Annotated in this window: 9 protein-coding genes; 4 read left to right on the forward strand and 5 right to left on the reverse strand. The window is 61.6% G+C overall.

From position 1 onward, the window contains the following. From thrS to EN969_RS10835, 4 genes are all read right to left on the reverse strand, one after another. Window positions 1–1,704: threonine--tRNA ligase (gene thrS / locus EN969_RS10820; RefSeq protein WP_127419119.1), on the reverse strand; the 1,704-nt coding region annotated here is incomplete at its 3' end. Window positions 1,705–1,880: 176 nt separating this feature from the next. Continuing rightward, a complete protein-coding gene (gene blaOXA, locus EN969_RS10825; RefSeq protein WP_013531977.1) occupies window positions 1,881–2,708 on the reverse strand; it encodes a class D beta-lactamase in 828 nt (275 codons plus the stop codon). A gap of 135 nt (window positions 2,709–2,843) precedes the next feature. Then, the gene (yidD, locus tag EN969_RS10830; protein ID WP_027162584.1) at window positions 2,844–3,218 is read right to left on the reverse strand and encodes a membrane protein insertion efficiency factor YidD; all 375 of its coding nucleotides are present in this window, start codon (window positions 3,216–3,218) and stop codon (window positions 2,844–2,846) included. An 84-nt stretch (window positions 3,219–3,302) separates the two neighbouring features. Continuing rightward, entirely contained in the window at window positions 3,303–3,461 is a 159-nt protein-coding gene (locus EN969_RS10835) for a hypothetical protein (RefSeq protein WP_082826450.1), read from the reverse strand. A gap of 92 nt (window positions 3,462–3,553) precedes the next feature. Between EN969_RS10835 and EN969_RS10840 the strand changes: the two genes are divergently transcribed. Then, the gene (locus EN969_RS10840) at window positions 3,554–4,471 is read left to right on the forward strand and encodes a LysR substrate-binding domain-containing protein (protein ID WP_063167875.1); all 918 of its coding nucleotides are present in this window, start codon (window positions 3,554–3,556) and stop codon (window positions 4,469–4,471) included. Between the two features lie 103 nt (window positions 4,472–4,574). On the opposite strand, the gene EN969_RS10845 is transcribed toward EN969_RS10840, so the two are convergent. Further along, window positions 4,575–5,021, reverse strand: a complete 447-nt coding sequence (locus EN969_RS10845; protein WP_063167874.1) for an iron-sulfur cluster assembly scaffold protein — start codon at window positions 5,019–5,021, stop codon at window positions 4,575–4,577. 240 nt (window positions 5,022–5,261) lie between these two features. Here EN969_RS10845 and folE point away from each other — a divergent pair, with 240 nt between their 5' ends. The 3 genes from folE to EN969_RS10860 all read left to right on the forward strand — a co-directional run. Then, a complete protein-coding gene (folE, locus tag EN969_RS10850) occupies window positions 5,262–5,897 on the forward strand; it encodes a GTP cyclohydrolase I FolE (RefSeq protein ID WP_013531982.1) in 636 nt (211 codons plus the stop codon). Window positions 5,898–5,932: 35 nt separating this feature from the next. Then, window positions 5,933–6,394 (forward strand): phosphoribosyl-AMP cyclohydrolase, encoded by a 462-nt coding sequence (hisI, locus tag EN969_RS10855; RefSeq protein ID WP_013531983.1) that lies wholly within the window; start codon window positions 5,933–5,935, stop codon window positions 6,392–6,394. A gap of 81 nt (window positions 6,395–6,475) precedes the next feature. After that, a partial coding sequence (locus tag EN969_RS10860) for a patatin-like phospholipase family protein (RefSeq protein ID WP_206525145.1) occupies window positions 6,476–6,888 on the forward strand: 413 nt, incomplete at its 3' end.

The following is a 6,888-nucleotide window of genomic DNA, read 5'->3' on the forward strand; positions in this document are numbered from 1 at the left end:
GTCGTCGGCATCCGACGTGATCGTCGCCACCACCACCTGCAGCGGCGCGAACCACAGCGGGAAATGGCCGGAATAGTTCTCGATCAGGATGCCGAGGAAGCGCTCCATCGAGCCACAGATGGCGCGGTGAACCATGACAGGCTGCTTCTTCTCGGAATCCGAGCCGATGTAGAAGGCGCCAAACCGCTCCGGCAGGTTGAAATCGACCTGCGTCGTGCCGCACTGCCATTCGCGGCCGATGGCATCCTTCAGCACATATTCGAATTTCGGCCCGTAGAAGGCGCCCTCACCCGGATTGATCGAGGTCTTGATGCGATTGCCGGACCGTGTCCTGATCGTCTCCAGCACGCCGCCCATGATCGCCTCGGCGTGATCCCACGCCTCGTCGGTACCGACGCGTTTGTCCGGCCGCGTCGACAGCTTGACGCTGATTTCGTCGAAACCGAAATCAGCATAGGTCGACAGGATCAGATCGTTGATGCGCAGGCATTCCGCCGCCAGCTGCTCTTCGGTGCAGAAGATGTGCGCATCGTCTTGCGTAAAACCGCGCACACGCATCAGCCCGTGCAGCGCGCCGGATGGTTCGTAACGGTGGACGTTGCCGAATTCTGCAAGTTTGACAGGCAGATCGCGATAAGACTTCAACCCATGCTTGAAAATCTGCACATGGCCCGGGCAGTTCATCGGCTTCAGAGCGAAGATCCGGTCGTCATCGGTATCGTCGCCGGCCACCGTCACCTTGAACATGGCGTCGCGATACCATCCCCAATGGCCTGACGTCTCCCACAGGCTCTTGTCGAGAACCTGCGGCGCGTTGACCTCCTGATAGCCCTGCTCGTCGAGGCGGCGGCGCATGTAGTTGACCAGGTTCTGGAACATCTTCCAGCCCTTGGCGTGCCAGAAGACGACGCCAGGCCCCTCTTCCTGGAAATGGAACAGGTCCATCTCGCGGCCGATCTTCCTGTGGTCGCGCTTCTCGGCCTCCTCCAGCATCGTCTGATAGGCTTCGAGCTGCGCCTGATCAGCCCAGGCCGTGCCGTAGATGCGGGTCAGCATCGGATTGTTCGAATCGCCGCGCCAATAGGCGCCGGCCACCTTCATCAGTTTGAAGGCGTTGCCGATCTGCCCCGTCGAGGCCATGTGCGGGCCACGGCAAAGGTCGAACCAGTCGCCCTGCGCGTAGATCTTGAGATCCTGATCCTCGGGAATGGCGTCGATCAGCTCCAGCTTGTAGCGTTCGCCCTTGTCGGCAAACACTTTCTTCGCCTTGTCGCGCGACCAGACTTCCTTGGTGAACGGCTTGTTGCGCGAAATGATCTCGCGCATCTTCTTCTCGATCACGGGAAAATCGTCAGGCGTGAACGGCTCGTTGCGGGCGAAGTCGTAGTAAAACCCGTTCTCGATCACCGGCCCGATGGTCACCTGCGTTCCCGGCCACAATTCCTGCACGGCTTCCGCCAACACATGTGCGGCGTCGTGACGGATCAGTTCGAGTGCGCGCGGGTCGTCGCGGGTGACGATCTCGACCTTGCCGGATTTGCCAAGCGGATCGCTGAGATCGCGGACGGTGCCGTCGATCGCATAGGCGACCGCCTTCTTGGCCAGCGACTTCGAGATCGATTCGGCGAGGCCGGCACCGGTCATCGCCGCGTCGTATTCGCGGACGGAGCCATCGGGAAATGTCAGGGAAACGGAATTCAGCATGTATATCTCCTATCCAGTCCCGCAAACGAGCGCGGGTGGTTGAAATGCATGTCGCCCAAAAGTGTGTGGACGGTTTTGGGGTTACGACATGCAAAGAGTAGGCCGGATGCGTCCGGCAGCGGCTGTCTTTTATGGACAGATTCCGCCGCCGTAAAGCCCGGCTCAAATGTCAGACTTCATTTGATGAGCAGCGGCAGGTCCTTCAGGAACGCGGCTCGGGTCTTGAGGCCTTTGGGCATATCGGTCCGATCGGTGTCGACGACAAGGCGCGCAAAGACGATCTGGCGGCCATCCTTGTTCGCCCAGCCGACGAACCACCCAAGCGAGCGCTTATCCTGAACCTTGTCGGCATCGTTGCGCAGCCTGGTGCTTCCGGTCTTGCCCTGCACCGTCCAGCCTCCGGCCTGGAAGGTCGGGATGATGGCTGATGTCATGTCGTAGGCCCTGGCCGAGACAGGCAGCTTGCGGGCCAGCAGCTTGCGCAGGAAATCGACCTGCTCGACCGGCGTGATCTTGAGCGAGGAGTTTATCCAGGATTGGGTCAAACCATCATTCTTGCCGGGATTGCCGGAAACATCGGCATTGCCGTAGCCGAATTTGGAGACATAGCCAGCCAATTTTTCCGGCCCGAGCCGACTGGTGATTTCACGGGAGAACCAGACGATCGAATCCCGTTCCCAGATCACCGGATCGACGGTCTTCTGGTCCCGCTTCACCGCCTTGAACTCCGGCTTGTAGTCCCACGCCGGCGTATGCTCGTCGCTCAGGATCCCGCTGTCATAGCCGATCAGCGACAGCGGCACCTTGAACGTCGAGGCCGGGCTGAACCGCTGGTCGCACACTCCGTCCTGGTAAAGCGTCTTGCCGCTCGCCGCATCGGCGATCACCGTGCACTGCAAATCCCCCAGCGGCGCCGATTGCGCGCGCAGCGGAAATCCCAGCAGCCAGGCGAGCAGGAACAGGATCCCGGCAAAGATGAAGGGAAGACGGTCGAAATTGCGCATTTTCTGCTCGCTCCAGAAGGGGGTTCGCGAGCGGCTTAGCGGGGTCTCTTGTCTCGATTTTGTCTCAAATGCGCAGTCTTTGTGCAGGCTGTTGTTAACCCTACCGGATCGTAAACCTGCTATTCTCCCCGGCCATCATTCCTGCGCTTTGCCGCGCTTGCTGCCGATCCGCCAGTACCGCCAGGGCATGAACCAGAGATAGCGATCCGCAAGCGCCTCCGGCACGAGGTCTATGCCATGCGTGCCGAATGGCCCGCAGCGCAGCACGCGGAAGAATCCCATCCAGCCGCCGGCCCACAGGCCATGGCGGGCGATCGCCTCATGCGCATATTCCGAACAGGTCGGCAGATGCCGGCAGGAATTGCCGACAAAGCCCGACAGCGTCAGCTGGTAGAGGCGCACGAGCGACGTGCCGAGGAGACGGCCTGGCGTCTTGCGCCAGGGGCCGGGCCAGTTGCGGCCGCGTTTTTGCGACCCGTCTATATGCGCATGCCCATGCTGGTCGCGCACCACAGTCTCCGTATCGCGTTTCCCAGGCGATAGATGTGGACTTCCGCCGGAGAACGCAATCCCCGCTCCTTGCGCGCCCCGCCATCACGGACGGGAACGGCGAAACGGCTGCCTGTCAGCCGACGGCGCCCAGCGGCCACGACTGGCCGGCCCCTCGCGGCGCTTTGAATGCTGCTTTTCGTCACGCCATTGAAACGTCACGATCCGCATGACATCGCCAAAAATGTTCAGCAACTGGATCATGGTCGGTCTCCTTCGACATGGATTAGACCGCCGCTGGCCTTCGCCTTCAAACGAGTATAATTTCCACTTCGGATAATCCTGGGTTATGCGAAATGAAGCGTGGGCGCCTGCCGCTGACGGCATTGAGGAGCTTCGAGGCGGCGGGCCGGCATCTGAGCTTCAGCCGGGCCGCCGAGGAGCTTTTCGTCTCGCAGGCGGCGATCAGCCGGCAGATCCGCGAGCTCGAAATCTTCCTGCATCGACCCTTGTTCGAACGTCACCATCGACGAGTCGAACTGACCGACACCGGCCGGCGTCTGCTGGATCAGCTTGTCAGAAGTTTCGACGCCATCGATACCTTGCTTGGCGATCTGGTGGCGACACCGGCACAGTCCGTGGTCCGCGTCAGTGTCGAGCCGTCGCTTGCCTCCGTGTGGCTGGTTCCCCGGCTCAACCGGTTTCGCCAATTGCGGCCCGACATCGACGTCTCCCTCGAAGTCGATCCAAGGCTGATCGAGTTCCGCAGCGATCAGCCGGAGCTTGCCTTGCGCTTCAGCGCGCATGCCGACTCGTGGCCGCGCAGCCAGGCCGAGCGGCTTGCCTCGACGGTCGATTCGCCGGTCCTGTCGCCGGCGCTGCTTGCTTCTGGCCCTGCCCTCAGGAAGCCAATCGATCTTGGCCGCTACACGCTTTTGCACGAGGAGAACCGCCAGGGCTGGGCGCGCTGGTTCGAAGCGGCCGGCGTGCCCGCCGACGCCGTGCCCGCGCGCGGGCCGATGCTGGCGGATGCGTCGCTTTCAAAGCAGGCCGCCTTGCTCGGACATGGCGTGGCATTGGGCGATCTGTTGCAGATCGGCGGGGAAATCGCATCCGGCGCGCTGGTCAAGCCGTTCGACATCGACGTCGCATCCGGCGCCTATTGGCTGGTGGCCAGAAACCTGCACGACCTCTCGGAGCCGGTCGCCGCGTTCGCCGACTGGCTCAGAAGCGAATTTGCCGAAAGCAGGCGGGCGCTGGAAGCGCAGGTTTAAACCCTTCTGGCCCGGTTCCTGTCCAGCCAAATGCCAAGCAGTGGCAGCAAAGATTTGGGCGCCTGCGCGAAGCCTGCGCACCGTGGACGGCCAAATCCCAAGGTCAGGCCGCTTCTTCGGCGCGCTTCTTCTCGATCTGGCCGATCGCGTCGACCACGGCATCGAAAGTCAGCATGGTCGAAGCGTGCCGCGCCTTGTAGTCGCGCACCGGCTCCAAATATCTGAGATCCGCAAAGCGGCCGTCCGGCGGGGCGCCATTTTCCTTGAGCATCTTCAGCATGGAGTCGCGCACCGCGCGCAATTCCTCGGCACTCGCGCCGACGACATGCTGCGCCATGATCGATGACGACGCCTGGCCGAGCGCGCAGGCCTTCACGTCATGGGCAAAGTCCGTGACGACGCCGTCCTGCATCTTGAGGTCGACGGTGACGGTCGAACCGCATAGCTTGGAGTGCGCCTTGGCGGTCGCGTCAGGATGATCGAGACGGCCGATGCGGGCGATGTTTCCGGCAAAACCGAGAATTTTCGCGTTGTAGACGTCGTTTATCATAATTTTCCAATCCGTCGCCGCCAAGCGAACAGCGATTGCCGCTGTCGTGTCTTCCTTTCGCTCGCTATGACCTTATATAATGCTGGCAGTCCGGTATCGACAAGAACGACGAAAGCCAATGTCCTTGCCGGGAAGTTCACGCCGCTTACGGGGCTGGAAACGGGGCGAGTTTCCGACACCGAAAGGTCGTGGTCCGTTCAACTCGTTCCTCCGCCGAGAGGGACTACGGGAGACGCCTTTATGGATGCCGTCATCAAGAAGCTCATGCCACAGTCAGCCTATATGGAAAAGCCGGTCACCGACCGGCCAAGCGAAGCCGAAGTCGAAGCCGCCGTGCGCACACTTTTGCGCTGGACCGGCGACAATCCGGACCGCGAAGGGTTGGTCGACACGCCGAAGCGGGTGGCAAAGGCCTTTCGCGAAATGTTCGGTGGTTACGACATGTGCCCGGCCGACGAGCTCGGCCGCACCTTCGAGGAGGTCGCCGGCTACGATGACCTGGTCATCGTCAAGGACATAACATTCCATTCGCATTGCGAGCACCACATGGTGCCGATCATCGGCAAGGCGCATGTCGGGTATCTTCCGGACGGCAAGGTCGTCGGCCTGTCCAAGATCGCGCGTGTCGTCGATATCTTCGCCCACCGCCTGCAAACCCAGGAGGCGCTGACGGCGCAGATCGCCGGCGTCATCCAGGACGTGCTCAATCCGCGCGGCGTCGCCGTCATGATCGAGGCCGAGCACATGTGCATGGCCATGCGCGGCATCCGCAAGCAGGGATCAACCACGCTGACCTCGACCTTCACCGGCGTTTTCAAGGACACGCCCGAAGAGCAGGTCCGTTTCGTCACCATGGTGCGCGGCGGCGGGGTCTGATCGGCCCTCGCCGGCCATCAAAATAAGGACCGGCGATGTCGGCACTGGAATTTCCAAAAGCTCCGTCGGACAAGAAGGCTCTCGAGGAAGGCGCGGTGTTTTCGCCGCGCTTCGATGCAGCCGGGCTGGTCACGGTCGTCGTGACAGACGCCGCGGACGGCATGCTGTTGATGGTTGCGCATATGAACGCGCAAGCACTGGCGCTGACGCTTGAGACCGGCATCGCCCACTACTGGTCGCGCTCGCGCAGCGCGCTTTGGAAAAAGGGCGAAACATCAGGCAATTTTCAGCATGTCGTCGAGATGCTCACGGATTGTGACCAGGATGCCATATGGTTGCGCGTCAAAGTGTTGGGCCACGACGCAACCTGTCACACTGGCCGGCGTTCATGCTTTTATCGGACGGTGGGGCTGGTCGACGGCAAAGGGACGCTTGCCATCGACGGCAGCAAGCCGCTGTTCGATGCGGAAAACACGTATCGGAAACCAACAGCTTGAACCTTCTGCCTGACACCGACGACACAGATTCATCATTTCGATACGCCCCGCTCGTATAGTAGCCGTGGGACAAGGGAGATTATGATGCTCGAGTGGGCGTCATTGCGTAACAGACCAGATGTCAGGGAGGCCAACGGCCTGTCCTCGTCAGGCGGCGCGTCCGAAACGAACTCCCAAAAGAAAACAGGCATTTCGCTCGCCTTGGGTGGCGGGTGCGCCCGCGGCTGGGCGCATATCGGCGTGCTGCGCGCGCTGGATGAAGCCGGCATCGAAGTATCGATGATCGCCGGCACCTCGATCGGCGCGCTGGTCGGCGGCTGCTATCTCGCCGGCAAACTGGACGAGCTCGAAGAATTCGCCCGCAGCCTGACCAAGCGCCGCATTTTCGGCCTGCTCGATCTCAATTTACGCGGCAGCGGCCTGTTCGGCGGCATGAAACTCGATGCAAGGCTGCGCGAGCACATGGCCGGCATTCGTTTCGAGGACCTTGCCAA

The sequence above is a fragment of the Mesorhizobium sp. M7A.F.Ca.CA.003.01.2.1 genome (assembly GCF_003998945.1).
GTDB classification, from domain to species: Bacteria; Pseudomonadota; Alphaproteobacteria; order Rhizobiales; family Rhizobiaceae; genus Mesorhizobium; species Mesorhizobium ciceri.

What these genes read in the sequence shown, in the direction of transcription:
- blaOXA (WP_013531977.1), bottom strand. Translation starts at nt 2,708, where the DNA reads ATGCGCAATTTCGACCGTCTTCCCTTCATCTTTGCCGGGATCCTGTTC.
- EN969_RS10835 (WP_082826450.1), bottom strand. Translation starts at nt 3,461, where the DNA reads ATGATCCAGTTGCTGAACATTTTTGGCGATGTCATGCGGATCGTGACG.
- EN969_RS10840 (WP_063167875.1), top strand. Translation starts at nt 3,554, where the DNA reads ATGAAGCGTGGGCGCCTGCCGCTGACGGCATTGAGGAGCTTCGAGGCG.
- EN969_RS10845 (WP_063167874.1), bottom strand. Translation starts at nt 5,021, where the DNA reads ATGATAAACGACGTCTACAACGCGAAAATTCTCGGTTTTGCCGGAAAC.
- folE (WP_013531982.1), top strand. Translation starts at nt 5,262, where the DNA reads ATGGATGCCGTCATCAAGAAGCTCATGCCACAGTCAGCCTATATGGAA.
- hisI (WP_013531983.1), top strand. Translation starts at nt 5,933, where the DNA reads ATGTCGGCACTGGAATTTCCAAAAGCTCCGTCGGACAAGAAGGCTCTC.